The 649-nt window shown below is 59.3% G+C and carries 1 pseudogene; it reads right to left on the reverse strand.

The window, feature by feature from the left end:
• Positions 1–649 (reverse strand): annotated as a pseudogene (locus tag E4P01_RS23400) (type IV secretion protein Rhs); the annotation flags it as partial.

The raw sequence follows: 649 nt of genomic DNA on the forward strand, positions 1-649 counted from the left end.
CGGTATTTGACCTGGGTGCCGTCGGCGTTGATACGGCGGCTGATCAGGTGCAACCCATCGGCGTATTCGTAGCGGGTGACGTGGCCCAGTTCATCGCGCTCGGCGATGATTTTTCCGTAGGGGTTGTAGCTCAATTCCCGGCAAGCACCGCCGGGCTGGATCAGTTTCAGCAGGCGACCGGCAGCGTCCCATTCATAACCGGTCAGTGCGCCATGCTCATCCTCACGGGCAACTTGCCGCCCCAGGTCGTCATAGCGATAACGCTTGATCCCGCCATTGGGCAATTGCTCTTCCAGCAACTGCCCACGCTCATTCCACACCAGCCGATGGCAACTATGATCCGGGTACCAAACCCCGGTCAGTTGCCCGTGTTTGTTGTAGCTGTAATCGGTAACCTCGCCGTCAGGATCGATCCTACGCGTAATATCGCCTTGCTCATTACGCTCGTATTTCCAGACAGCCTCGCCGCGCCTTACAACCCGTACGAAGCCGTTGTCATGTTCGTAGGAGGTCGGCTCATCATCCCCGGGAAACAACGCCACCAAGCGTCCGGCGTCGTCGTACTGATACGCCATCACCGCGCCCAGCGGATCCTGCTCGACGGTCAGCCGCCCCTTGGCATCGTAGGATTTGAAATGCTGCGCGCCGT

Source organism: Pseudomonas sp. NCIMB 10586 (assembly GCF_023127895.1).
In the GTDB taxonomy this organism is placed as follows: Bacteria; Pseudomonadota; Gammaproteobacteria; order Pseudomonadales; family Pseudomonadaceae; genus Aquipseudomonas; species Aquipseudomonas synxantha_A.